The 21,753-nt window shown below is 67.1% G+C and carries 26 protein-coding genes; 11 read left to right on the forward strand and 15 right to left on the reverse strand.

All coding sequences use genetic code 11. The annotated features are described in order from the left end of the window. Positions 1-31 precede the first annotated feature (31 nt). Both CA234_RS21435 and CA234_RS21440 read right to left on the reverse strand, forming a co-directional pair. Complete coding sequence (locus tag CA234_RS21435) at positions 32-373, reverse strand: response regulator (RefSeq protein ID WP_125972886.1); 342 nt, start codon at positions 371-373, stop codon at positions 32-34. 4 nt (positions 374-377) lie between these two features. Continuing rightward, positions 378-1,817, reverse strand: a complete 1,440-nt coding sequence (locus tag CA234_RS21440; protein WP_241213626.1) for a PAS domain-containing sensor histidine kinase — start codon at positions 1,815-1,817, stop codon at positions 378-380. Positions 1,818-2,053: 236 nt separating this feature from the next. Between CA234_RS21440 and CA234_RS21445 the strand changes: the two genes are divergently transcribed. Next, positions 2,054-3,820 carry a methyl-accepting chemotaxis protein gene (locus CA234_RS21445; protein ID WP_164521906.1) on the forward strand — a complete coding sequence of 589 codons (1,767 nt, stop codon included), beginning with the start codon at positions 2,054-2,056 and terminating at the stop codon, positions 3,818-3,820. 76 nt (positions 3,821-3,896) lie between these two features. On the opposite strand, the gene CA234_RS21450 is transcribed toward CA234_RS21445, so the two are convergent. Then, positions 3,897-4,295: a MerR family DNA-binding protein gene (locus CA234_RS21450; RefSeq protein ID WP_125972890.1), complete on the reverse strand. Its 399-nt coding sequence runs from the start codon at positions 4,293-4,295 to the stop codon at positions 3,897-3,899. Positions 4,296-4,353: 58 nt separating this feature from the next. Here CA234_RS21450 and CA234_RS21455 point away from each other — a divergent pair, with 58 nt between their 5' ends. From CA234_RS21455 to CA234_RS21470, 4 genes are read left to right on the forward strand one after another with little or no spacing between them, the layout of a single operon-like run. Continuing rightward, the gene (locus CA234_RS21455) at positions 4,354-5,112 is read left to right on the forward strand and encodes a glutaredoxin (RefSeq protein WP_126002717.1); all 759 of its coding nucleotides are present in this window, start codon (positions 4,354-4,356) and stop codon (positions 5,110-5,112) included. A 3-nt stretch (positions 5,113-5,115) separates the two neighbouring features. Further along, a complete protein-coding gene (locus CA234_RS21460) occupies positions 5,116-6,435 on the forward strand; it encodes a hypothetical protein (RefSeq protein WP_241213627.1) in 1,320 nt (439 codons plus the stop codon). A gap of 48 nt (positions 6,436-6,483) precedes the next feature. Continuing rightward, on the forward strand, positions 6,484-7,752 hold the full coding sequence (locus tag CA234_RS21465) for an ectonucleotide pyrophosphatase/phosphodiesterase (RefSeq protein ID WP_126002718.1): 1,269 nt from the start codon (positions 6,484-6,486) through the stop codon (positions 7,750-7,752). Positions 7,753-7,794: 42 nt separating this feature from the next. Next, positions 7,795-8,244, forward strand: coding sequence for a MaoC family dehydratase (locus tag CA234_RS21470; protein WP_126002733.1), 450 nt, complete (start codon positions 7,795-7,797; stop codon positions 8,242-8,244). A gap of 25 nt (positions 8,245-8,269) precedes the next feature. Here CA234_RS21470 and CA234_RS21475 read toward each other — a convergent pair whose 3' ends face one another. From CA234_RS21475 to petA, 6 genes are all read right to left on the reverse strand, one after another. Beyond that, positions 8,270-8,941, reverse strand: coding sequence for a TylF/MycF/NovP-related O-methyltransferase (locus CA234_RS21475; RefSeq protein WP_241213628.1), 672 nt, complete (start codon positions 8,939-8,941; stop codon positions 8,270-8,272). Between the two features lie 206 nt (positions 8,942-9,147). Next, positions 9,148-9,483, reverse strand: a complete 336-nt coding sequence (locus CA234_RS21480; protein WP_126002720.1) for a hypothetical protein — start codon at positions 9,481-9,483, stop codon at positions 9,148-9,150. Between the two features lie 94 nt (positions 9,484-9,577). Next, the gene (locus CA234_RS21485) at positions 9,578-10,120 is read right to left on the reverse strand and encodes an adenine phosphoribosyltransferase (RefSeq protein WP_126002721.1); all 543 of its coding nucleotides are present in this window, start codon (positions 10,118-10,120) and stop codon (positions 9,578-9,580) included. Then, complete coding sequence (locus CA234_RS21490; protein WP_125977948.1) at positions 10,120-10,956, reverse strand: cytochrome c1; 837 nt, start codon at positions 10,954-10,956, stop codon at positions 10,120-10,122. The genes CA234_RS21485 and CA234_RS21490 overlap by 1 nt, the downstream gene beginning before the upstream one ends. Before the next feature lie 14 nt (positions 10,957-10,970). Continuing rightward, a complete protein-coding gene (locus tag CA234_RS21495) occupies positions 10,971-12,260 on the reverse strand; it encodes a cytochrome b N-terminal domain-containing protein (protein WP_126002722.1) in 1,290 nt (429 codons plus the stop codon). Between the two features lie 12 nt (positions 12,261-12,272). Next, positions 12,273-12,857: a ubiquinol-cytochrome c reductase iron-sulfur subunit gene (petA, locus tag CA234_RS21500; RefSeq protein WP_206431273.1), complete on the reverse strand. Its 585-nt coding sequence runs from the start codon at positions 12,855-12,857 to the stop codon at positions 12,273-12,275. A 204-nt stretch (positions 12,858-13,061) separates the two neighbouring features. On the opposite strand from petA, the gene CA234_RS21505 reads away from it, so the two are divergent. The 3 genes from CA234_RS21505 to CA234_RS21515 are packed head-to-tail and all read left to right on the forward strand — an operon-like array spanning position 13,062 to position 14,945. Further along, on the forward strand, positions 13,062-13,505 hold the full coding sequence (locus CA234_RS21505; protein WP_126002734.1) for a tRNA (cytidine(34)-2'-O)-methyltransferase: 444 nt from the start codon (positions 13,062-13,064) through the stop codon (positions 13,503-13,505). Continuing rightward, positions 13,502-14,344: an oxygen-dependent coproporphyrinogen oxidase gene (hemF, locus tag CA234_RS21510; protein WP_126002723.1), complete on the forward strand. Its 843-nt coding sequence runs from the start codon at positions 13,502-13,504 to the stop codon at positions 14,342-14,344. The genes CA234_RS21505 and hemF overlap by 4 nt, the downstream gene beginning before the upstream one ends. A gap of 4 nt (positions 14,345-14,348) precedes the next feature. Then, a complete protein-coding gene (locus tag CA234_RS21515; RefSeq protein WP_126002724.1) occupies positions 14,349-14,945 on the forward strand; it encodes a GNAT family N-acetyltransferase in 597 nt (198 codons plus the stop codon). On the opposite strand, the gene CA234_RS21520 is transcribed toward CA234_RS21515, so the two are convergent. Together CA234_RS21520 and CA234_RS21525 are read right to left on the reverse strand one after the other, a co-directional pair. Next, positions 14,912-15,655 (reverse strand): hypothetical protein, encoded by a 744-nt coding sequence (locus CA234_RS21520; protein WP_125977940.1) that lies wholly within the window; start codon positions 15,653-15,655, stop codon positions 14,912-14,914. The genes CA234_RS21515 and CA234_RS21520 overlap by 34 nt on opposite strands. After that, positions 15,652-16,476 carry a hypothetical protein gene (locus CA234_RS21525; protein ID WP_126002725.1) on the reverse strand — a complete coding sequence of 275 codons (825 nt, stop codon included), beginning with the start codon at positions 16,474-16,476 and terminating at the stop codon, positions 15,652-15,654. Before CA234_RS21525 ends, CA234_RS21520 begins: the two co-directional genes overlap by 4 nt. Positions 16,477-16,576: 100 nt before the next feature. On the opposite strand from CA234_RS21525, the gene lipB reads away from it, so the two are divergent. The 3 genes from lipB to CA234_RS21540 all read left to right on the forward strand — a co-directional run bounded on the left by lipB (position 16,577) and on the right by CA234_RS21540 (position 18,408). Beyond that, positions 16,577-17,221, forward strand: coding sequence for a lipoyl(octanoyl) transferase LipB (gene lipB, locus CA234_RS21530; RefSeq protein WP_125977936.1), 645 nt, complete (start codon positions 16,577-16,579; stop codon positions 17,219-17,221). Between the two features lie 104 nt (positions 17,222-17,325). After that, entirely contained in the window at positions 17,326-17,553 is a 228-nt protein-coding gene (locus CA234_RS21535; RefSeq protein ID WP_093294052.1) for a hypothetical protein, read from the forward strand. Between the two features lie 204 nt (positions 17,554-17,757). Further along, positions 17,758-18,408 (forward strand): hypothetical protein, encoded by a 651-nt coding sequence (locus CA234_RS21540; RefSeq protein WP_241213629.1) that lies wholly within the window; start codon positions 17,758-17,760, stop codon positions 18,406-18,408. 241 nt (positions 18,409-18,649) lie between these two features. Here the strand turns inward: CA234_RS21540 and queE are convergent, their stop codons facing one another. From queE to CA234_RS21560, 4 genes are all read right to left on the reverse strand, one after another. Continuing rightward, positions 18,650-19,282: a 7-carboxy-7-deazaguanine synthase gene (gene queE, locus CA234_RS21545; protein ID WP_126002726.1), complete on the reverse strand. Its 633-nt coding sequence runs from the start codon at positions 19,280-19,282 to the stop codon at positions 18,650-18,652. Then, positions 19,279-19,971: a 7-cyano-7-deazaguanine synthase QueC gene (gene queC / locus CA234_RS21550; protein WP_126002727.1), complete on the reverse strand. Its 693-nt coding sequence runs from the start codon at positions 19,969-19,971 to the stop codon at positions 19,279-19,281. The genes queE and queC overlap by 4 nt, the downstream gene beginning before the upstream one ends. 147 nt (positions 19,972-20,118) lie before the next feature. Continuing rightward, positions 20,119-20,538: a hypothetical protein gene (locus CA234_RS21555; RefSeq protein ID WP_164521907.1), complete on the reverse strand. Its 420-nt coding sequence runs from the start codon at positions 20,536-20,538 to the stop codon at positions 20,119-20,121. Between the two features lie 79 nt (positions 20,539-20,617). After that, positions 20,618-21,544 carry an Hsp33 family molecular chaperone HslO gene (locus CA234_RS21560; RefSeq protein ID WP_125977928.1) on the reverse strand — a complete coding sequence of 309 codons (927 nt, stop codon included), beginning with the start codon at positions 21,542-21,544 and terminating at the stop codon, positions 20,618-20,620. Positions 21,545-21,753 lie beyond the last annotated feature (209 nt).

A 21,753-nucleotide genomic window follows, 5' to 3' on the forward strand; every position in this document is an offset into this window, starting at 1 on the left:
CCCCTCCCCTGAAAGGGAGGGGCTTAAGAATTTACCCACACGCTTTTACGATCAGCGCGGCCAGATGCTCGCGCAGGAACGGCTTGGCCAGCACTGGCCGCTCGCGATAGGCGCCCTCCAGCCCCAGCGCGCCGTACCCAGTCGCAAAGGCATAGGGAATCGCGCGCTCGGCAAGAATGTCCGCCACCGGGAACGACCGATGGCCGTCGAGATTGACGTCGAGGATCGCCAGATCGGCCTCCACTCGCCGCGCCGCCTCCAGTGCCTCGGGGAGCCGCATCGCGATCTCCACCACCTCGTGGCCGAGATCCTCCAGCATGTCCTCGATCAGGAAGGCGATCGTCATTTCATCTTCGACGATCAGGACACGCACGAACTCACTCCACGGTCACGGCGGCAAGCGGCGCCTGGACGGTGCAGCGCAGCCCCTCAGGCTCGAAGTAAAGCGTCACCGCGCCGCCAAGTTCCCCCGCCAGGCCCCGTTCAATTAGCCGCGATCCGAAACCGCGCCGCGCCGGCGCCACCACGATCGGCCCGTCACGCTCGCGCCATTCGAGTCGCAGCTGGCCGCCCGCGACCGACCAGGCGATCGCCACCCGCCCCGTCTCGTTCGACCAAGCGCCGTATTTCACCGCATTGGTGGAAAGCTCGTGCATCGCCAGCGCCATCGCCAGCGCCGTCTTGGGCGAGATGCGGACGTCGGCACCCTCCAGCGTGCAGCGCGCCGGATCATGCTGGTGCGGACGCACTGCCTGGTCGATCGCCTCGCGCAGCGACGCCCCGGCCCAGCGCTCGCCGGTGAGCAGGTCGTTGGCCTGCGCCAGCGCGACCAGCCGCGCGGCGAACTGCTCCTGCGCCACCGCGAGATCGGGCGCGGCGCGGAAGGTGCGCATCGCGATCGCCTGCACCATCGCCAGCGTGTTCTTCACCCGGTGGTTGAGTTCGTTGATCACCAGCCGCAGATGCTCGTTGGTGCGCCGCTGCTCGGTGATGTCCGAGGCCGCCCCGAACCATTCGACCAGAGTGCCCGCCTCGTCGGTGAGCGGCACTGCGCGCGAGGCGACCCAGCCGATGCTCCCGTCGGCCTGATGGACGCGGTGTTCGAGCTCGAGCGGCCGGCGCGTCGCCACCGCCTCGGCGATCGCGGCCTGCACCCGCGGGATATCCTCGGGATGGAGATAGGCCTCCATCCAGTCGGTTTGGGCGGCGCTGGCATGGGTGAGGAAGGTGCCGCCATCCATGTGGATGAGCTCGGACCAGTCCGGGCTCATCCGGTAGATCGCGTCCGAGGTCGCCTCGACGAACGCGCGCAGCCGCCGCTCGCTCTCGCGCAGCTGGCGCTGGGCCAGCACCTTCTGCGTGGTCTCGACCACGATCGCGATTACCCCGGCCGGCGCGCCCGATTCATCGAGCACCGGCGAATAATCCAGGTCCATCCACACCGGCTCCAGCTTGCCGCGCCGCTGCAGCGCCAGTTCCTGGTCGCGATAGGCCAGCGTCTGGCCGCTCAGGCCCACCCGCATGACGTTGTCGTTGAAGTCGGAGATTTCTGACCAGCCCTCGCGCACCTTCGATCCCAGCAGCGCCGGGTGCCGGCTGCCGGCGAATTCGGAATAGGCGTCGTTGTAGATCATCACGCCGTCTTCGCCCCACAGCAGCACGATCGGCACCGGCGAGAGAAGCAGCATCTGGGTGACCGATTTCAGGCTCTGCGGCCACTGCGCGAGCGGCCCGATCGACGTTGCCGCCCAGTCGAAATCCCGAATTAGCTGCCCCAGCTGCCCCCCACCGATCGGGTAGCCTTCGTCGCCCATCATGCGCCTCCACACCGCGTATCACGCCAGCCCCGCGGCGGGCACAATGTTTCTGCACCGCAATCGTTCATTCTGCGCGTGGGGGCGACAACCTATGTAAGCCGCGCTTGCCGGCAGCGCGCGCAGCAGAACGCGCGCAGGCCGATCGCGCAACAAATCTTCGCTTCTTCTCGCAACGCGCTAGAAATGTTTCTACAATGGTTCCGGTACGGGGGCACAGACCACTCGGGGGGGACTGCATGACGATTACCGCGCGGGTTCGCAGCGGCGCGATTGCGCTGATCTTGCTTCTGGCCATCGCCTTCGCCGTTTCGGCCTGGCGGATTCACGCGATCCGGATGGGCGGCCCGATGCACCGCGCCTCGATGGAGATCGCCGATCTCAACGCCGACATCCTGCCCCCGCCCGAATATATCATCGAGCCCTATCTCGAAGCGACGCTGCTGCTCGATCACCCGGAACGGATCGACGCCACCCGCGCCCGCCTCGCCGAGCTGCGCAAGGCCTATGATGACCGTCATGCAGTGTGGGAGCAGTCCGCCCTCCCCGATCATCTGAAGCGCGCGATCCTCGCCGACACGCACACGCCGGCAATGCGCTTCTGGCAGGAGGCGCAGGGATCGTTCCTCGATGCGATCGCCGCGAACGACATGGGTACCGCCCGCGCCCGCTACGCCGTGCTGACGCAAGCCTATGACGCCCACCGCAAGGCGATCGACGCGCTGGTCAAGGCCACCGCCGAGGAGCAGGCCGCGTTCGGCGACCGCTCGTCCCAGTCGCTCTGGGCCTCGATCGGCGCGCTGACCCTGCTCGCGCTCGCGCTGTTCGGCACGATCGGCTGGTTCGCCTGGTGGCTTACGCGCCGCGTCGCCCAGCCGCTGGCCCAGGTCGCCCAGGCGACCACCACGCTGTCGCGCGGGCAGGACACCGCCATCCCCTATCGCGACCGCACCGACGAGCTGGGCAACATCGCCCAGGCCGTCGCCCGCTTCCACGCCGCCGCGCGCAGTCGCGCCGAGATGGATGCGGCGCATCTCGCCGAGCAGGAGAATGTCGGCGAAATGCTCGGCGCCGCGCTCGCCGCGCTGGAAAAGGGGGACCTGCGCCACCGCATCACCAGCCCCTTCCCCGGTGTCTACGAGCCGGTGCGCGTCAGCTTCAACCGCGCCGCCAGCGCGCTCTCGGCGATGCTGCGCACTACGATCCATGGCGCGCGCAACATCGGCACCGGCTCCAGCGAGATCGCCACCGCGTCGGAAGACCTCGCCCACCGCACCGAGACGACCGCGCATACGCTCCAGGAAACCAGCGCCGCGATCCAGCTGATCGAGAACCGGCTCAAGAGCAGCAGCCAGTCCGCCGAGGCCACCATGGCACGCGCCGAGCAGGCGGGCGCCATGGTCCATGCCGGCCGCAGCACCGCCCAGAACGCCGCGATCGCGATGAACAGCGTCTCCGAACGCGCCAATGCAATCGACACGGTGGTCGAGGGGCTCGACAAGATCTCCTTCCAGACGCGCGTGCTGGCGATGAACGCCGCGGTCGAGGCGGGCCGCGCCGGGGAAGCGGGCCGCGGGTTCGCGGTGGTCGCCGATCTCGTCTCCGCGCTCGCGCTGCGCGCCGAGGAAGAGGCCAAGCGCGGCCGCGACCTGATCAACGAGACCCAGATCGACGTCGCCACCGCCGCCAGCGAAGTCCGCGCGGTCGATGCGGCGCTGGTCGAGATCGTCGAGAATTTCGACGGCGTCCAGGAACTGCTCCAGGCGCTGCGCGAGGACAATCGCTCGCAGGCCAGCGCGATCTCCGACATCACCCGGTCGGTGGTCGAGATGGAGACCGCCACCCAGCAGAACGCCGCGATGGTGGAACAGACCTCCGCCGCCGCCCGCTCGCTCGACCGCGAGGCGGCGACGCTGCTCGGCAATGCCGAGGCGTTCCGGGTGGACGAGGAGGTGGCGGGGTATCGCAGCGGCGCGTCTGAAGCTGCGTTCGAGATGGCGTACTGAGCTGCCCCCGTACACCCCCCTCCCGCGTGCGGGAGGAGAGTAAAGGGCGTCGCCTCGCCCAGCCTAACCTGCCCCCCTACCCCTCGAACGCCGTCAGGATCGGGCACGGCCCCGCCTTGCCCGATCCGCACTCCCGCGCCAGCCGGGCGAGCCCCTCGCGCGCCTGGACCAGCTCGGCGATCTTCACGTCGAGCGCTGCGATCCGTGCCCGCGCGAGTTCGCGTGCCCGCGCCCGATCGTCGGTCGCGTCGAGTTCGAGCAGTTCGCCGATCTCCTCGAGCGTGAACCCCGCCGCCTGCGCCGATCGGATGAAGCGCAGCCGTCGCACTTCCTCCTCGCCATATCGCCGCACGCCCGCATCGGGCCCGCCACCCCGCTCGGGCGTCGGCAGCAGCCCGCGCCGCTGGTAATAGCGCACCGTTTCCACCCCCACCCCGCCGGCATCGGCGAGCTTTCCGATCGTAAGCTGCGACATGGCTTGACTCCGTACCATGGTACGGAGCTTATAGGGGGTGCGGAGTGAAGGAAACCCCATGTCATCCGCCTCGGAAAAAAGCGCAATTCTCTACCGCATGGTGATGGGCACGCATGTCTGCCCCTGGGGCCTGCGCGCCCTGCACCTGCTCAAAAGCCACGGCTACACGGTCGACGATCGCCACCTCACCACGCGTGAGGAAACCGACGCCTTCAAGGCGCGCCACGGCGTGACGACAACGCCGCAGGTGTTCATAGGCGAGCGCCGCATCGGCGGGCATGACGATCTCCGCCAGTTCCTCGGCCTGAAGGTCCGCGATCCCAAGGCGAAGACCTATCGCCCGGTGATCGCATTGTTCGCCATCGCCGCGCTGCTGGCGCTCGCCGCCAGCCATGCCGCCTATGCGACGCCGTTCACGATGCGCGCGGGCGAGTGGTTCGTCAGCTTCGCGATGTGCCTGCTGGCGATGCTCAAGCTGCGCGACGTGGCGGGCTTCGCGACGATGTTCCTCGGCTACGACCTGCTCGCCCGCCGTTGGGTGCCCTATGCCACGCTCTACCCCTTTGCCGAGGCGACCGCCGGGCTGCTGATGACCGCCAATGTGCTGACCTGGTTCTCCGCCCCGCTGGCGCTGTGCATCGGCGGGATCGGTGCCGTGTCGGTGTTCAAGGCGGTCTATGTCGATCGCCGCGAGCTCAAATGCGCCTGTGTCGGCGGCGACAGCAACGTGCCGCTCGGCTTCGTGTCGCTCACCGAAAACCTGATGATGATCGCGATGGGCCTCTGGATGCTCGCGCGACCCCTGCTGGGAGCCTGACCCTTGCGTACCACTTTCGCCGCCCTCGCTCTGATCGCCCCCCTGCCCGCCTTTGCGCAGGAGGATCACAGCATGCACGACATGGGGTCGATGCCCGCCGAGCCCACGCCGCAGGACCATGCCGCGATGGGCCACACCATGAACGGCATGACCGCGGACCAGCCGATGCCGATGATGCGCATGGGCGGCTCCGACCATGCCGCCGGCGGCTCGGGCACCTCGCTGCTGCCCCAGGCCGACGGGCCGATGCGCGGCGTGATGCTCAGCCATGGCGACTGGATGGTGATGGCGCATGGCTATCTCTGGGGCGTGTACACCGATCAGGGCGGGCCGCGCGGCAAGGACGAGGCGTTCGTCGAATCGATGGCGATGCTCAGCGCCACGCGCGACTGGGGCGGCACGTCGCTCCAGCTCCGCGCGATGGGCAGCCTCGAGCCCGCCATGGGCCAGCGCGGCTATCCCAATCTGTTCGCGAGCGGTGAGACCGCCAACGGCCAGCCGCTGGTCGATCGCCAGCACCCGCACGACCTGTTCATGGAGCTCTCCGCGCGCGCCGATACCCAGGTGGCGCCGGGCACCAAGCTGTTCGTCTATGGCGGCCCCGTCGCCGAGCCGGCGCTCGGCCCCAGCGCCTTCATGCACCGCCGCTCGGCCCGTTATTTCGCGCTGTCGCCGATCGCGCATCACTGGTTCGACAGCAGCCACATCACCTATGGCGTCGTCACCGGCGGCGTGCAGGCTGGCCGCGTGCAGCTCGAAGGATCCTGGTTCAACGGCCGCGAGCCCGACGAGCATCGCTGGGACATCGACCCGATCAAGCTCGACAGCTGGAGCGTGCGCGCCAGCTGGTCGCCGACGGACAACTGGGTGGCGCAGGTCTCGACCGGGCACCTCAAGAACCCCGAAGTGACCCACGCCGGCGAGGACGAGCAGCGCACCACCGCCAGCCTCCACTATAGCAGCGGCAAGGTCTCGGCGATGGTCGGCTATGCCGCCAAGCACCGGCTGCCGGGTCCGGTGCTGAGCGCGTTCACGGCGGAGGCGAACTGGGACCTGACCAACCGCCACAGCCTGTTCGGGCGGGTGGAGAATGTCGCCAATGACGAGCTCTTCCCGGACCATGACGATCCGCTGCACGACCGCAAGTTCCGGGTGACGCGGTTCGAGGGAGGCTATGCGTACCGGATCCCACTCGCAAACCAGACCGAGCTGGCGCTGGGCGGATCGGTGGCGGCTTATGCCAAGCCGTCGGTGCTCGATGCGGCGTACGGCAAGGCGCCGCTGAGCTACACGCTCTTCGCGCGGCTGGCGCTGGGGCGGTAAGCACCCGAGGTCTTCCCCCCGCAACAATTCCGGCGCATGGCGCACCCCATGCGCTGGACCACCAGAATCGCCGCCGCCGCGCTGATCGCGGTCCTCCAGGCCTGTGCCACCCCGCCGGTCCAGGCCCCGCCCCCGCCCCCCGCGGCGGTCGAAGCGCGCGCACCCGTCACGATCCTGATCTCGATCGACGGCTTCCGCGCGGACCATCTCCAGCGCGGCGTCACCCCCAACCTCACCCGGCTCGCCGCGCAGGGCATCACCGGCCCGATGCGCCCGAGCTTCCCGAGCAAGACCTTCCCCAATCACTGGACGCTCGTCACCGGCCTGGTCCCCGACCATCACGGCATCGTCGGCAATCGGATGGAAGACCCCGCCCACCCGGGCGAGACCTTCACCACCGCCAGCGACGCGCCCTATTGGTGGAACGCCGCCGCACCGATCTGGGTCGAGGCGGAAAAGGCCGGCATCCGCACCGGCACGGTTTTCTGGCCGGGATCGAATGTCGCCTGGGGCAGCAAGGTCACCAGGCCCGATCACGGCGACTATGCCGGCGGCACCCGCCCGCACGACTGGCTCCAGTACAACCAGGCAGTGAACGACACCCAGCGCGTCGACACCGTGCTCGACTGGCTGCGCCGCCCCGCCGCCAACCGCCCGCGCTTCGTCACCCTCTATTTCGACCGCGTGGACGTGGTCGGCCATCAACATGGGCCCAACTCACCCGAGGTCACCCAGGCCGCCGCCGCAGTCGACGCGCAGATCGGCGCGCTGGTCGAGGGCCTCGCCGCGCTCCACCAGCCCGCGAACCTCGTCGTCGTCTCGGACCACGGCATGTCCGAGACCCGCGACACCCGCGTCATCCCGCTCAACCTGCCCAGGGACAGCTACCATCTGATCGAAGCCGGCCCCTTCGCCGCGCTCACCCCCCTGCCCGGCAAGGAAGCGGTGGTCGAGAAGACTCTGCTCGGCCGCCATCCGCACATGGAATGCTGGCGCAAGGCCGAGATCCCGGCGCGCTTGCGCTACGGCAGCAATCCGCGCATCGCCGCGCTCTTCTGCCTCGCCGAACCGCGCTGGACGATCGCCGAGAAACTACCCGACGCGCCCTTCACCCGCGGCGAACATGGCTATGACAATCGCTCGGCAGACATGGCCGCGCTGTTTGTCGCCGCCGGCCCCGCCTTTCGCCACGGCACGCTGCCCGCGTTCGACAATGTCGACGTCACCCCGCTGCTCCGCGATCTGTTAGGGCTGCCGTCACGAACCGATCTCGACGGGGACGACGCGCCCTTCCGCCCGCTGCTCCGGCCCCACTGAATCCGCTTGCCAGCAACGGGTTTCTCAATGAAACTCGTTGCCATGCGCTATTTCGACGACATCCAGCCTGGCGACCGTGCCAGCTTCGGCCGCTACGCCGTTACCCGCGAGGAAGTACTCGAATTCGCGCGGAAATATGATCCCCAGCCCTTCCACCTCTCGGACGAGGCGGCGGCCAAGACCCATTTCGGGCGGCTCGCGGCGAGCGGCTGGCACACCAACGCGATGACGATGGCGATGCTGGTCGCGCACTACGAGGCTAACCCGATCGCCAGCCTGGGCGCGGCGGGCGTCGACGAACTGCGCTGGCTGAAGCCGGTCTACCCCGGTGACGTGCTCCGTTGCGAAACCGAAGTGCTCGAGGCCCGCGCCTCGCAGAGCCGCCCGGACATGGGCATCGTCCGCAGCCGGCTGACGACCTTCAACCAGCAGGGCGAACCGGTCCTCACCTTCATCGCCAATGCCCTGATCGCGCGCCGCACGGCAGCGTGATCTGCCGCATCCGCACGATTGCAACTCAGGGCATGCGGAAATAACCGGGGATCACATAGTTAGAGAGCTTGGCCATGCCCGCGCCGAGCCGCTCGCACGCCTCGTCGGCGGCACGTGTGGCACCATCGACCAGACCATAATCGTCGAACACTACCAAGCCACCGCGCACCATGCGCGGCAGCAGCAGCTCAAGCGCAAAGGCGGTAGGTTCGTATACGTCCACGTCGAGATGAAGAAACGCGACCTTCAGCGCCGGATGGCGCTCCAAATAGGCGGGCAACGTGCGGAGGATGTTCCCCTCCACCAGCTCGGTATTGCCATACCCCTTCGCAAGCAGCAGCGTCTCCAAGTCACCGCGGGCGATGCCTTGGCCGCCGGCTGCCTCGAAACGTTCGATAAAGCTGCGATCGGCGGATCCTTCAACGCCTTCCCGCGGAAAATCGCCAAAAGCATCAAAGCCAATCAGCGGGCGACTGTGCGCGTTTTCGAGCAGGTCGCGAAAGCTGGCAAAGCGCATGAACGAGGCGCCCTTGTACACCCCCAATTCGATTACCGCTCCGGGCAAGCCCGTAATCTGGCGGTAGAGTTCGTAATGGGCGAGAAGCTTGGCCATTCGCGACGGTCGCGACTGGAGGTAGAAGCGGTTCTCCGCCTCGTAGACATCGGCTTCGTCCATGAGCTGATACGTCGTCATCATCACCCCCGATTATGATAACAACACGCTGTAAAATGTTCTGAAAAATAGTTTCTTAACGCAATGGATGAGAATCCCGGTTCCTGCGCGGCCGTAATGGCGGCTTCTACGACAGCACGATTGAGGCGGGACGCCGGAAGACCGCCCGCGACCGCCCCTGCGTCAGCTTCTGCAGACCGACGCCTGACAGGAACATGCCTGCGTGACGCTCAGCGCCGCCGCCAGCCGCCGGGACGTCCGCGGAAATCGCGCCAGTTGTTCCGCCAGCGTGGGCTGCCGCGCCAGGCGCCGCGACGCTGCTCCCAATAGGCGCGCTGGCCGTCATTCCAGGCACGGCGGTGGCGGTAGCGATCGTACACATAGGCGCCGGTGCCGGGGTAATAATAATCATCGTACCAGCCCCAATAGGGGCTGCCATAGCCGCTGCCATAGCCTAGGGCGACGCGCGAGCCGCCATAGCCATAGCCGTCGTCCATGCAGCCGCCGAGCGCCGCCGCCCCGCCGAGAAGCGCCGCGCCGAGGATGGATTTCAAACCGATATGCATGGGTTACGCTCCTGTACCGGAGGCGCGCGGCGGGGCGATGCCCTTGGCCGCGCCCCTCGGGCGGAGAAGCGCACGGGCGCCCGCTGGGGTTCCGTCAATGCCCTTCGAAGGCGACGAGCGACGCGACCTGAATGCCGTCGCTGCGCAGCGCATCGGCACCGCCAAGATCGGGCAGGTCGACGACGAACGAGGCCTGGACCACCTCCGCCCCCGCCTTGCGCAGCAGCCGCACCGCCGCGCGCGCGGTGCCGCCGGTGGCGATCAAGTCGTCGACCAGCAGCACCCGGGCACCGGGCACCAGCGCATCGGCATGGATGGCGATCCGGTCGGTGCCATATTCGAGCGCATAATCCTCGGCGATCGTCGCGCCCGGCAGCTTGCCATCCTTGCGGATCAGCAGCACGCCGGTGCCGAGCTGCACCGCCAGCGCCGCGCCGAACACGAAGCCGCGCGCCTCAACGCCGGCGACCAGATCGACCTTGCCGTCGACCTGCGCCGCCATCTTCTCGATGGTCAGCCGCAGCCCCTCGGGCTCGAGCAGCAGCGTGGTGATGTCGCGAAAAAGAATCCCCGGCTTCGGAAAGTCGGGGATCGTGCGAATGCGACTGCGGATGTCTTCGTTCTGCTGGATGTCCATCAATGCTTCATGCCGCGCCAAACCGTGAGGTACGCGCCATAGGCGAGCCCGGTGGCAAACAGCAAGAAGATCACGACCGCGAGGCCCGCCTGGTGGCGCGTCTGCAGCGTCGGCTCGGCGGTCCAGACGAGGAAGGCGGAGACGTCCTTCGACATCTGGTCGACCGTCGCGCGGGTGCCGTCGTCATACTGGACCTGGCCCTCGCTGGTCAGCGGCGGCGGCATCGCGATGTTGAGATTGGCGAAATAGGGGTTGAAGTACATGCCCTCGGGCGTCTTCGTCGCCTCCGGGAACTGCGCCGCCTTGGCCGGATCGGGCTTCTCGCCATAGCCGGTCAGCAGCGAATGGACATAGGCCGCGCCGTCATGTCGCGCCTTGGTGATCAGGCTGAGGTCGGGCGGGTTGCCGGTGCCGGCATAATAGACCTTGGGGATGCGATCGGACGGGATGTTGTCGCGCTCGCCCCAGGTGCCCGCCTTCTCGTCGAACACCGGCTGCTTCATCGCCCATTCCTTGGCGATCTTCTTCACCTGCGCGTCGCTGTACCCCAGGTCCTTGAGGTTGCGGAAGGAAATCATGTGCAGCGAGTGGCACGCCGCGCAGACTTCCTTGTACACCTTGAAGCCGCGCTGGAGCTGGCCGAGATCGAACTTGCCGAGCGGCCCGTTCGAGGCGAGTTCCAGTTCCTTCGGATGCTTGTGCAGCGCCTGTTCGGCGGTTTCCTTGGGGGGCTCCTGGATCAGGCCGGTGATGCTGCTGATCAGCGCCAGCAGCAGCACGAACACGAAGCCGGCACCGATCAGGAACTTGATCGAGCGAAAGAAGATCGACGTCATGGTTCCCGGCCCCCTTATGCCGTCGCCGCGGTGGCGGTGATGCGCGATCCGCCCTCGCCCTTCAGCACCGCTTCGGTGATCGAATTGGGCAGCGGGCGCGGCGTCTCGATCCGCGAGATGATCGGCACGATGATCAGGAAATGCGCGAAATAATAGGCCGCCGCGATCTGGCTGGTGATTACGTAGAAGGGCTCCGCGGGCGAGCCGCCGCACCAGCCGAGGATCAGCACGTCAGCGACCAGCAGCCAGAAGGCGATGCGGTACATCGGCCGGTAATTGGCCGAGCGCACCGGCGAGCGATCCAGCCAGGGCAGGAAGAACAGCAGGAGGATCGAGCCGAACATCGCCAGCACGCCCCACAGCTTCGCCGGCAGGATGAAATCCGCGGTGAAGGCGCGCAGGATCGCGTAGAAGGGCCAGAAATACCATTCGGGCACGATGTGCGCGGGCGTCGAGAGCGGGTTGGCCGGGATGTAGTTGTCCGGGTGGCCCAGATAATCGGGATAGAAGAAGATCAGGATCGAGAACAGGATCAGGAAGATGCCGACCCCGAAGCCGTCCTTGGCGGTATAGTAGGGGTGGAACGGCACCGTGTCCTGCTCGCCCTTCACCTCCACGCCGGTCGGGTTGTTCGAACCCGGAATGTGCAGCGCCCAGATGTGCAGGATGATCACGCCCGCGATCACGAAGGGCAGCAGATAGTGGAGCGAGAAGAAGCGGTTGAGCGTCGCATCGTCCGGCGCATAGCCGCCGAGCAGCCAGATGCGGACCCAGTCGCCCACCACCGGGATCGCCGAGAAGAAGCCAGTGATCACCTGCGCGCCCCAGAAGCTCATCTGCCCCCAGGGGAGCACATAGCCCATGAAGGCGGTGGCCATCATCAGCAGGAAGATGACGACGCCGAGCAGCCACACCATCTCGCGCGGCGCCTTGTATGATCCATAGTGGAGGCCGCGGAAGATGTGGATGTACACCACGATGAAGAACATGCTGGCGCCGTTGGCGTGGGCGAAGCGCAGGAACCAGCCCGCGTTCACGTCGCGCATGATCGTGCCGTTGACCGAGTCGAACGCCCCGGCGGCCGAGCTGTGGAAGTGCATCGCCAGCACGATGCCGGTGACGATCTGGATCACCAGCGACAGCCCCGCGAGGATGCCGAAGTTCCAGAAGTAATTGAGATTGCGCGGTACCGGATAGCCGGCACCGATCGCGTTATAGACGAACCGCGGCAGCGGCAGCCGATCGTCCACCCATTTCATCACCGGGTTCTTCGGCTCGTAATGGCGCGCCCAGGGAAAGCTCATCCAGGTCTCTCCTCACCCAACAACGACGACCGTGTCGGACGTGAAATTATATTTTGGTACTTCGAGATTGGTCGGCGCCGGCCCCTGGCGGATACGGCCGGCGGTATCATAGGCCGAGCCATGGCACGGGCAGAAATAGCCGCCGAAGGGCCCGCGATTCTCGCCCTCGCCCGCACCCAGCGGCACGCAGCCGAGATGGGTGCACACGCCCAGCGTGATCAGCCAGTTCTTGTGGCCTTCCGCGGTCCGCTGCTCCAGCGTCTGCGGATCGCGCAGGCTGGAGACCGGCACCGCATCGGCCTCGGCGATTTCCTTCGGCGTCAGGTTGCGGACGAACAAAGGCTGCTTGCGGAAGCTGGCCTTGATCGCCTGGCCGGGCTCGATCGCTGCGAGATTCACCTCGGTGGTGGACTGGGCCAGCACGTCGGCCGACGGATTCATCGAATTGACGAGCGGCAGCACCACCACGCCTGCACCGACGGCCGCGACGGCCGGGGCGGCGTACAGCAGATAATCGCGACGACGGGGATTCTCGAGGATTTCGCCGCCTGGGCCTACGGTCTGATCGGGAGTAACGCCTTCTTCAAACGTTGCCATGCTCTAGCCCTTGCACTTCGGGAACTCTTCCGCGCCAAAACCGCGGAGAGAGGAACGCGGACGAAACGAAGCTCAGTGCCGGCCGGATTTCCGGTGGCGTTACAAGTTTGATAGACGGCGCAATGCAGCTTTGCCAACAGGGTTTTTCATCTTCTCGTCTCCAAGGCCTTAATGTTGCACTGCAAAATGACTTCGCTCTCCACAATTCGCGTTGCGTTGTTCCAGCCTGAAATTGCTGGGAATGTCGGCACCATCTTGCGGCTGGCGGCGTGCATGGGAGTGGCGGTGGACCTGATCGAGCCTATGGGTTTTCCCTGGGGCGATCGCGCCCGCAAGCGCGCGGCGATGGACTATGAACCCGAGACGATCCGCCACGCCGACTGGACCGCGTTCGAGGCGCGCATCCCCGGCCGGCTCGTCCTGTTCACCACCCGCGGCGGCACGCGCCTGCCCGAGGCGCGGTTCACGCCCGGCGACACCTTGCTGTTCGGCGCCGAGAGCAGCGGCGTACCCGATTTCGTGCACGACCACGCCGATGCTGCGGTGCGAATACCGCTGCGGCCTGAGCTCCGCTCCTTGAACCTCGCCGTCGCAACGGGCATCGGTCTGGCCGAGGCGCTCCGCCAGACCGAAGGATTCCCGCAGTGATCGAACTCGACGAACAGCAGCAGCGCGCCCGCGTTTGGTTCGAGGGCCTGCGCGATTCGATCTGCGCCGAGTTCGAGGCGATCGAGCGCGAGGCCGGCTCGAACGCCGCGTTCGACTATCTCGGCTGGGACCGCGTCGATGCGAGCGGCGCGCCGGGCGGCGGCGGCGTGCGCGGCGTGATGAAGGGCCGGGTGTTCGAGAAGGTGGGCGTCAACGTCTCCACCGTCGGCGGCGCCTTCGAAGGCGATTTCGCCAAGACCATCCACGGCGCGGGCGAGGACCCCAGCTTCTTCGCCACCGGGATCAGCCTGGTTGCGCACATGGCGAATCCGCATGTGCCCGCGGTCCATATGAACACCCGCTTCCTGACGACGACCAAGCGCTGGTTCGGCGGCGGCGCCGATCTCAACCCGCCTTTGCCCTATGCCGAGGACACCGCCGACTTCCACGCCCGGCTGCAGGCCGCGTGCGACGCGCACGATCCGGCCCATTACCCGCGCTTCAAGGCCTGGGCGGACGAGTATTTCTACATTCCCCATCGCCAGGTGCATCGCGGCGTCGGCGGCATCTTCTACGATCACCTCGAAAATGACTGGGAGGCGGATTTCGCCTTCACCCAGGATGTCGGCCGCGCGTTCCTCGACATCTACCCGAAGCTGGTGCGTCGGCGGATGAACCAGCCGTTCGATGACGCCGATCGCCAGCGCCAGCTCGAATGGCGCGGCCGCTATGCCGAGTTCAACCTGATCTACGATCGCGGCACGCTGTTCGGCCTCAAGACCGGCGGCAATGTCGACGCGATCCTGATGAGCCTGCCGCCGATGGCCGCCTGGAGCTGAGCCCATGGGCCTGCTGCCCGTCGCGAACGATCATCTCGCCACCATCGTCACCGCGCTGGAGATGCGCGAACGGCTCAGGCCTCGGCCGGTGCCGCCCGCCCCGTTCCGGCTGGTCCACTGGCCCGCGCCGGACAGCGAGAAATATCGCGCACTGTTCCGCCGGGTCGGCGGGCCGTGGCTATGGTTCTCGCGGCTGGTGATGGACGAGGCGCGGCTGCGAGCGATTCTCGACGATCCGCAGGTCGCTGTCTATGCGGTGGTAGATCGCGCCGGCGTCGAAGTCGGCATACTCGAACTCGACTTCCGCACGCACGCCACCTGCGAGCTCTCCTATGTCGGGCTGGTGCCGGAGATCACCGGCAGGGGCCATGGCAACTGGCTGATGGCGCAGGCGCTCGCTTTCGCCTGGCGCAAGGACGTGACGCGCGTGTGGGTCCACACCTGCACGCTCGACCACCCCGCCGCGCTCGACTTCTACCGCCGTCACGGCTTCGTGCCCTTCAAGCGCACGATCGAGACCTTTCCCGATCCGCGCCTGCTCGGCGTGCTACCTGCGGAGGCGGCGCCTCACATTCCCTGTCTGGGTTCGGTCGCGCGATAGGCGGCGACGCGCAGGATCGCCAGCGCGGTCCACACGCCCGCGCCGATCACCGAGAGCAGCAGATAGCCGAGGAACTCGGGCACCGCGCCGCCGCCCGCCGCGGTCGCGATCAGGCCGGTGACGATGCTCGCGACGGCCATCGCGCCGATGCCGCCGGCGAACACCATCGCCGCGACCAGCAGGAACAACAGCCCGGTCACCCCGCTGCTGCGTACCCAGCCCTGCTTGAACGCCTCGATCAACCCCGCCTCGGGCCGGGCGGCATAGGCCGGCGCCGCCAGCCAGGTCCGCGCGAAGACGAACAGCCCGGGCGCGATGAACAGCGAGAAGCCGAGCTGGAAGCCGATGCTCACCGCCACTTCGAGGAGCAGGAACGGGAACAGCCGCCGCAGCGCCGCCTTCATCACCTGCCCCAGCGTCTGCCCCTGCCCGCGCAGGTACAGGCTGAACAGCGCCAGGATGCCATAGTCGACCGCCAGATAGGCGAGCGCGATCGGCACGACGTTCGCCTCGACGAACTTCTGGTAGAAGGCGAGCAGCACCGCCTGGTCGGACAGCGATTCGAGATCGGGCGCCCCCTGCACCATCAGCAGCAGCATGCCGAGGCTCGGCAGCAGGAAGAACAGCCCCGCGACCGGCAGCACCAGCGTCCGCTCGCGCTGCCACAGGGTCTTTGCGTCGGCGAACAGGCCGGCCAGGCGCAGCGTCATGCGGGCCACACCGAATCGTTCGTCGTCAGCGCGACGTAGAGCTTGCCCTGGAACGCCGCGAGCAGCAGCATCGCCGCCCCCTGCACGCATGCGGTGACGATCGTGGTGAGCACCAGCGCCGCCGTCAGCCCCGGCGCGTTGCCGAGCAGCAGCGCGAAGACGCTGCCGAATACTGCCTGGGCGGCCAGCTGCGCGATGGTCGCGATCAGCAGGAACAGCAGCAGCATGCCGAAGATGCGCCAGCCATGCCCGCGGGTGAGCGCCCAGGATCTGCGAATGGCGGCAAATGCCACCCGCTCGCGCAGCACCACCGCGCTGACGAGCACCAGCCGCGCGAAGGCGAAGAGACACACCGCGACCAGCACGAGCATCCACAAGGCAACCATGGCGCTGGTCTGCGGATCCACCACGACGCTGCCGCCCTGGCCGGCGGCCATCGCGGTTACGTCATACCCCCGCGCCACGAGAATCAAGCCGAGCGGCACCGCCAGCGCGACGAAGGCGAGCCCCAGCGCCAACGACACGAGGAGCGTTGCCGGCAGGCGCCGGGCCGCGGCCCTGCCCGCTGCCGCCAGACTTTCGTCCCCCGTCGCCAGCGCCATCACCACCAGCGTGCCCCAGAAGGAAACGAGCGACAGCAGCACGGCGAGCACACCCACGCCCATGCGGGTTCCCGGGCTGGCCATCGCGAACGCGACGGAAAGGCAACTGCTGGCGACGGCGGGCGCCACGAGCGTGGCCAGCGTGATCGGCGCCAGTGCCCCGAGCCGCTCGCCGACGAACGCCGTGGTCCGGTCCCAGACGATACCCATTTTTGCCATGCGGCGAAGTCCTTGCATGAGGGACCCGGGGTGTTAGCCGGGGGGCACCGCCTTGCCAATGCTTGCCTTGGGGCGCGGAAGGGCGCAAGCGGCGGCGATCATGCACGAAACCATCGAATGGCGGGTCGAGCCCCGGCCGATCGACTATGCCGAAGCCCATGCCGCGATGGAGGCCCGCGCCGCCGCCGTCACCGCGCACATGGCGCAGGAACTGGTCTGGCTGCTCGAGCACCCGCCCGTCTACACCGCCGGCACCAGCGCCGATCCCGCCGAAATGCTCGATCCGCGCTTCCCCGTGCACCGCACCGGGCGCGGCGGCCGCTATACCTATCACGGCCCAGGCCAGCGGATCGGCTATGTCGTGCTCGACCTGCGCGAGCGGCTGCGCGACGTGCGCAACTATGTCCATGCCATCGAAGGCTGGGTGATCGCCGCGCTCGGCGACTGCGGCATCGAGGCGTTCCGCGCCCCCGGCCGGATCGGCATCTGGACGCTCGATCGCGGCGTCGAGGCCAAGATCGGCGCGATCGGGGTGCGAATCCGCCAATGGGTGACGCTGCACGGATTCGCCATCAATCTCGATCCGGACCTGACCCATTTCACCGGCATCGTACCCTGCGGAATCGCCGAATTCCCCGTCACCAGCGCCGCCAAGCTGGGCAAAACGATTGCGACGGACCGCTTCGACAAGGCGCTCCAGGCCACATTTTTGCCATTTTTGGACGCTCTGGATCGCGCGGGATAAATTCGAGTCTTGAGGGTGTCCCCCGAACCGTCTAATACCCAGCACGGTTTGGGTATTAACGGCGTACAAGCGTCGTCCAAATCCATTATCTAGGGAGCTATTACATGCGTGCAGTCCTTTCGAAGATCGTTGCTGGTTCGATGATCGCCGGTGCGGCCCTCCTGGCTTCGGCGTGCACCAGCAACACCGAAACCAACGTCAACAACACCACCGAAGTCGTTGCTCCGGAAAACACCACCGACGCTTCGGTCACCAACGTTGACGTTGCTGCTCCGGTCGACAACGGTGCGATGGTCGACAACGGCACGATGAACGCTTCGAACGCGATGTAATCATCGCGCTTCGGCGTACGTTACGAAAAGGCCGTCCGGGCGACCGGGCGGCCTTTCTCGTTTCGGGACCGGCTCCTCCCCGCCGTCCACGGATCGTCGTGTTTGGAAAAAAGGGGCTTGGGCGACGAATCGAAACGCCCTAACGAACATCTCTCATAGCGGTATCAAGAGGATGGGATGCTCGGTCGGCGTATCACTTTGGGCATGGCTGCCCTCGCGGCAATGTGCGTTTCGGCGCCTGCTTCGGCGCAATTCTTCTTCAAGTCGGTGGATCTGTCGGGTCCCCCCGTTACCGGCACCGAGCCGGGCATGATCGCCCAGGCGTTGCCGGGCGCGTCGCCGGCGGAGCTGCGGGCCGCGCTGGTATGGAGCCTGCGCGCCGGGCTCAACGTTGCTGCACTGCAATGCAAGTTCGAGCCGACGTTGCTGGCCGACGACAACTATGTCGCGGCTCGCAAAGATCATGATGACGAGTTCAATAAAGCATATGATACGCTCGAGAAATATTTCCTAAAAACGACGAAGACGAAAAAGGCCGCGCAGAACGCGCTCGACGTGTTTTCGACCCGCGTCTATTCGAGCTTTTCCACCGTCTCCGGTCAGCTGTCTTTCTGCCAGACGGCCGCCTCAATCGGCCAGGACGTGGTGTACGCGCCGCGTGGGACGGTAGGCGATGTGGCGCAGCGCCGGATGCGCGAGCTGCGCGAGAGCCTCAAGGCCTGGGGCGAGCAGCATTTCCGCACCCGTCGCGTCACCTTCGTCTGGCCGGTCCTGCGCCCGCTGCCGCAGTTCGGCAACGACAAATGCTGGCGCAAGGGCGAGTACCAGGCCCGCAAGTGCGGCTCCTTGGGCTGAGTCAAACCTGAGCCGATACAAAAAAGAAGGGGTGGCCGCCGCGCCACCCCTTCTTTTTTGCTGATACCAAGTCGCGGAGATGGGACTCATCTCACCGCAACGTCGTCATCCCGGCGAAAGCCGGGGTCCATTCGCCTCTCGATCTCCGCAAGCGCCGATAGTGAGACCCCAATGGACCCCGGCTTTCGCCCGGGTGACGGGTTGGGGAGCGGCGGTTGGTTTTCATCCTCGCAGCTTGGTATCAGCGCAGGCCCAGCAGTTTGTGGGTCTGCAGCGTCAGCCGCCAGCGCGGCCGCTCCATGGCCACCGCAATCGCCGCGCGCGTATTCGCCTCGGCCTCGGCGCTGTCCATCGGCTGGATCAGGAAATGGGCGAAGTCCCAGCCCTCGATCGCCGCGATCTCGGTGCCCGGCTGCGGCCAGACCAGCTTGAGCTCGTCGCCGCGCCGCTGCACCACCTCGCTCCCCGCCTTGGGGCTGATGCACACCCAGTCGATGCCGGGATGCACCGGCAGCGTGCCGTTGCTCTCGATCGCGATGCGGAAGCCGCGGGCATGCAGCGCCTCGACCAATGCATCGTCGATCTGGAGCATCGGCTCCCCGCCGGTCAGCACCACGAAGCGCTTGTCCTGGCCGGGGCCCCAATGGCCCTCCACCGCATCGACCAGCGCCGCGGCATCGGCGAACCGGCCGCCGCCCAGTCCGTCGATCCCGACGAAATCGGTGTCGCAGAAGCGGCATACCGCCGTTGCCCGGTCCTCCTCGCGGCCCGACCAGAGGTTGCAACCGGCGAAGCGGACGAACACCGCCCGCGCGCCGGCATTGACGCCCTCCCCCTGCAGGGTGAGGAACATTTCCTTGACGGCGTAGCTCATGGGTGGGTGGCGTAGCGGGTCGGGTCGGGCAGCCCAGCTTCCTCGAACCCGCGCGACCGCAGCCGGCAGCTGTCGCACAGCCCGCAGTGCAGGCCCTCGGGGGTGGGATCGTAGCAGGACCAGCTGAGCCCGGCGTCGAGCCCCAGCCGTGCCGCCTCGCGGACGATGTCGGCCTTGCTCATGGTCTGCAGCGGTGCCTGGATGCGGAAGGGCTCGCCCTCCACGCCCGCCTTGGTCGCCAGCTCGGCCAGCTTCTCGAAGCCGGCGATGAACTCGGGCCGGCAATCGGGATAGCCCGAATAATCGAGTGCGTTGACGCCGATATACAGGTCGCGCGCGCCCGCCGCCTCGGCCCAGCCCAGCGCCAGGCTGAGGAAGATGGTGTTGCGCGCCGGCACATAGGTGACCGGAATGTCGGCTCCGACGCCGGTCTTGGGCACGTCGATATCGGCGGTGAGCGCGGAGCCGCCGAACGCACGCAGGTCGAGCGGCAGCACGACATGGCGCTCGGCGCCGAGCAGCGCGGCGATCTTGGCGGCCGCTTCCAGCTCGACCTTGTGGCGCTGGTTATAGTCGATCGAGAGCGCCAGCAGGCGATGCCCGTCCTCGCGGGCACGCGCGGCGGAGACCATGGAATCGAGTCCGCCCGAGACCAGGGCGATGGCAATGCTTTGAGTCATCGGCGGCATGTAGGCGCTCAGGCCGGCAAAAAAATGGCCGCCCCCGAAGGGACGGCCGGAAAGGATAGAAATGGGAAAACCAAACCAGGGAGAGACACCTCCCTGGGGACCCCATCCTTCTACCCCCAACCGGTTAACGAATGGTAACCACGCCGCTCAGGAACAGTCCCCGACCCGCTTTGCATCATAGGTTTCGGAAAAAGGCTGGCCGTCGATCACGCCCTGCATCTCCACGGTCACCTGGCGCGGCGTGTCCGTGGTGATGCGGGTGAGCATCGTGCCATGGCCGGTGCAGACGCTGCGCACCGTCGCGCGGCTGGCGGCGCTTTCCAACACCACGTTCTGGCAGGGCGTGGTGACCTTCTCGGGGCGGAGGACCTGATAGGGATCGCGCACGCACATCACGCGCTCATTGCCCTCGCTGTCGCGGGCCACCCACTTGCCCTTCTGGATGAGGTTGATCGCGGGCACGTCCACCGGCCGCGCCGCCGCCGCACCCGGCCGCTGCTGCGCAGACGCACCCGTCGCCGCCAGCGCCAGCCCGGCCACCGCCATCCACACCATGCGTCTGTTCACCCGTTCAAACTCCCTAGCGGGGACGGCGCCGCTCCTACGGCACCGTCCGCCAACGACATATCATAGGAGGATTACGGCTTTACAACGACGGCGGAACGAAATCGGCGAGCGCCACAGGGAACTGCTTCGAACAGAAGGCGCAATCGACCTTGATCACGCCGCCCTCGTCGGCCATCGCCGCACGCTCTTCCTCGGGGAACTTGGCGAGCACCTGCTGGATATAGTCCGCCCCGCAGCGGCAGCCGCGCGACAGATCATGCCCGGCGAGCATGCGCACCTCGCTCTCCTCGTTGAACAGCCGCCACACCAGCCCTTCCAGCGGGATCGCCGGATCGGCCAGCTCGTCGGCGCCCATCGTGCCGCCCAGCGCCTCGACATGCTGCCATTCGGGATGGTCGAGCCGCACGTGCAGCCGCTCGCGCCCCACCTCGCCCTCGGGCAGATGCTGGAGGAACAGGCCGCCGGCGATCACCTTGCCGGTCGCCTTGTCCTTGCGCACGCCGAGCCGCACCAGCGTCGGGATCTGTTCGGACTGGAGGAAGTAACTTTGCGCCGCCTCGGCGATCGAGGCGCCTTCCAGCGGAACGATGCCCTGATAGCGTTCGTTGGTGAGCGCCTGGTCGAAGGTCACCGCCAGATAGCCGCCGTTGAACAGCGCGCTGAGCGACGGGTTCTTGCCGAGCCGGCTGAGCCGCGTGGCATCGAACTGCACATAGCCGCGCAGTTCGCCATTCTTGTAGTCGCACACCATCAGGCTGACGATGCCGCGCTGGGTCTGCGCCTGCAGCGTCATCTGCCCTTCGGCATCCTTGAGCGTGCTGCCAAGGAGGGCGGTGAGGGTCAGCGCCTCCGCCAGCAGCTTCTCGATCGGCGCCGGATAGGCATGGGCCGAGAGGATCTCGTTCAGCACCGGGCCCAGCCGCGCGACGCGGCCGCGGACATGGCGCTCGGGGATGGCAAAGCCGGTCACGCGATCGAGATCGGCGGCGGGAACGGGGTGAGTCACGATACGTCTCCGGCATTCGTTTGCGGCCGCGAGAAGTCCGGGTGACTCCGCGCGTTCCGACGAACGCATTTTCTGGGTTCGGAGGGGTAAATAGGGGTTTCGCGGCCGGAAACAATGTAGGCCGTCGCCGCAACGCGGGGCGCGGGGCTGCGCCCGGCAAAGGCTTGGGCGTCGCCCGATACGGCAAGGGGAACGCCGCAGCGTTCCCC

The organism is Sphingomonas sp. ABOLE, from assembly GCF_003950455.1.
Taxonomy (GTDB): Bacteria; Pseudomonadota; Alphaproteobacteria; order Sphingomonadales; family Sphingomonadaceae; genus Sphingomonas; species Sphingomonas trueperi.

Excerpts from the sequence above, each read along its gene's own strand:
- CA234_RS21440 (WP_241213626.1), bottom strand. The coding sequence starts at position 1,817 with ATGATGGGCGACGAAGGCTACCCGATCGGTGGGGGGCAGCTGGGGCAG.
- CA234_RS21445 (WP_164521906.1), top strand. The coding sequence starts at position 2,054 with ATGACGATTACCGCGCGGGTTCGCAGCGGCGCGATTGCGCTGATCTTG.
- CA234_RS21450 (WP_125972890.1), bottom strand. The coding sequence starts at position 4,295 with ATGTCGCAGCTTACGATCGGAAAGCTCGCCGATGCCGGCGGGGTGGGG.
- CA234_RS21455 (WP_126002717.1), top strand. The coding sequence starts at position 4,354 with ATGTCATCCGCCTCGGAAAAAAGCGCAATTCTCTACCGCATGGTGATG.
- CA234_RS21465 (WP_126002718.1), top strand. The coding sequence starts at position 6,484 with ATGCGCTGGACCACCAGAATCGCCGCCGCCGCGCTGATCGCGGTCCTC.
- CA234_RS21470 (WP_126002733.1), top strand. The coding sequence starts at position 7,795 with ATGCGCTATTTCGACGACATCCAGCCTGGCGACCGTGCCAGCTTCGGC.
- CA234_RS21475 (WP_241213628.1), bottom strand. The coding sequence starts at position 8,941 with ATGATGACGACGTATCAGCTCATGGACGAAGCCGATGTCTACGAGGCG.
- CA234_RS21480 (WP_126002720.1), bottom strand. The coding sequence starts at position 9,483 with ATGCATATCGGTTTGAAATCCATCCTCGGCGCGGCGCTTCTCGGCGGG.
- CA234_RS21485 (WP_126002721.1), bottom strand. The coding sequence starts at position 10,120 with ATGGACATCCAGCAGAACGAAGACATCCGCAGTCGCATTCGCACGATC.
- CA234_RS21490 (WP_125977948.1), bottom strand. The coding sequence starts at position 10,956 with ATGACGTCGATCTTCTTTCGCTCGATCAAGTTCCTGATCGGTGCCGGC.
- CA234_RS21495 (WP_126002722.1), bottom strand. The coding sequence starts at position 12,260 with ATGAGCTTTCCCTGGGCGCGCCATTACGAGCCGAAGAACCCGGTGATG.
- petA (WP_206431273.1), bottom strand. The coding sequence starts at position 12,857 with ATGGCAACGTTTGAAGAAGGCGTTACTCCCGATCAGACCGTAGGCCCA.
- CA234_RS21515 (WP_126002724.1), top strand. The coding sequence starts at position 14,349 with ATGGGCCTGCTGCCCGTCGCGAACGATCATCTCGCCACCATCGTCACC.
- CA234_RS21520 (WP_125977940.1), bottom strand. The coding sequence starts at position 15,655 with ATGACGCTGCGCCTGGCCGGCCTGTTCGCCGACGCAAAGACCCTGTGG.
- CA234_RS21525 (WP_126002725.1), bottom strand. The coding sequence starts at position 16,476 with ATGGCAAAAATGGGTATCGTCTGGGACCGGACCACGGCGTTCGTCGGC.
- lipB (WP_125977936.1), top strand. The coding sequence starts at position 16,577 with ATGCACGAAACCATCGAATGGCGGGTCGAGCCCCGGCCGATCGACTAT.
- CA234_RS21535 (WP_093294052.1), top strand. The coding sequence starts at position 17,326 with ATGCGTGCAGTCCTTTCGAAGATCGTTGCTGGTTCGATGATCGCCGGT.
- CA234_RS21540 (WP_241213629.1), top strand. The coding sequence starts at position 17,758 with ATGGCTGCCCTCGCGGCAATGTGCGTTTCGGCGCCTGCTTCGGCGCAA.
- queE (WP_126002726.1), bottom strand. The coding sequence starts at position 19,282 with ATGAGCTACGCCGTCAAGGAAATGTTCCTCACCCTGCAGGGGGAGGGC.
- queC (WP_126002727.1), bottom strand. The coding sequence starts at position 19,971 with ATGCCGCCGATGACTCAAAGCATTGCCATCGCCCTGGTCTCGGGCGGA.